This window comes from Hymenobacter plasmatis (assembly GCF_020711255.1).
In the GTDB taxonomy this organism is placed as follows: Bacteria; Bacteroidota; Bacteroidia; order Cytophagales; family Hymenobacteraceae; genus Hymenobacter.
Map to the genome: position 1 here is coordinate 1 of NZ_JAJFAW010000057.1, position 1279 is coordinate 1279.

1 protein-coding gene is annotated in these 1279 nt (G+C 67.3%); it reads right to left on the reverse strand.

All coding sequences use genetic code 11. From position 1 onward, the window contains the following. Window positions 1–1220, reverse strand: a 1220-nt coding sequence (locus LJ738_RS21095; protein ID WP_227788333.1) for a transposase, incomplete at its 3' end; no start/stop codon positions are given. Window positions 1221–1279 lie beyond the last annotated feature (59 nt).

The window sequence follows — 1279 nt, forward strand, 5'->3', positions numbered from 1 at the left end:
AGCCAGGCGCGGCGGTAGGCCGCGTCGTAAATCGTGCGGTTGATTTGCTTGCGCCGGGCCCGCGGGGCGCACAGCGGCTTGCGCGGGCACTGCTGGCAGGTGCGGCACGGGCCCCAGTAAATCTTATGCCAGCCCCCGTCTTGGTTGGTGTCGTATTTCTGAAAGGGCAGCGCCTGGCCTTCGGGGCAGGTAAAGGCGTCCGTGCGCCGGTCGTAGGCAAAGCCCTCGATTGCGGGCTTGTACTGGCCGAAAACGGGAATCCATGCCGTGATGCGCGCGGCTTCAAGTAGCGCATAGTTCGGGCCGTTGACGTAGCCGGCGTCGGCCAGCAGCTCGCGCAGGGGCAGTTCGTTCGCGCGCAAGCGCTGCTGCAGGCCGGCGAGGAGCCGGGGCAAATGCAGGCTGTCGCGCTGGTCGGCGAAGTCGGCTTGCGCATGGCTGATGACGCCGTGGGCCGTGTCGACGGACAAGCTGCAGAAGTAGTTCAGGGCCCGCGCTTTGCCGGGTTTGACGGAGATGCGCGCGTCGGGGTCGGTGGGGCTGTAGTGGGTCTTGTTGCTGAGCAAGCGCGCCTGCTCGTGCCGCGCCCCCAGCGCGCCGGTCTGCGCGCCCTGCCGCCGGCGCTGCCCCGTGGCCAGCTGGCGCAGCTGGTGGGCCGGCGCCGTCAGCACCGAGCCCGCGGCGGGCACGGCCGGCAAGTCGTCGCGGCCGGCCACGTGCGGGCCGGGAGTAGCGGCGGGTTGCTTTTCGAGTACCGCTTCCAGCGCCGCATTGGCCTTGACGGGCGCTGAATCCACGGCCTGCGTGTCGCCGGCGACCAGGCCCCGGGCCACGCACTGGGCAAAGACGTAGTCGAACAGGCGCTCGAAGACGGCCGCCGGAAATAATTGGCGGGTGCGGCTCACCGTGGAATGCCAGGGCAATTCCTCGTCCACCTCGTAGCCCAAAAACAAGAGGATGTCGAGCCGCAGCGCGCAGTGCTCGATCAGGCGCCGGTCGCTGACCAGGTTTTCCAGCCGGCCCACGAGCACGAGCTTGAAGAACACGACCGGGTCCAACGAGGGCTGGCCCGTGTGACTGTACAGCGTGCGGGTCTCGTCGTAGAGAAACGTCCAGTCCACCCACTCGGCCAGCCGGCGGTACAGGTTATGGGGCGGCACCCGCTCGGAAAGCCGAAAGCGGGTCACCTCTTTGTCGAGAAACAACTTCTTGCCTTGCATCCTTCTGCTACGAAGGGCAGCACCATGCAGGACATGACTTCTGCAACAGCCACGACCGT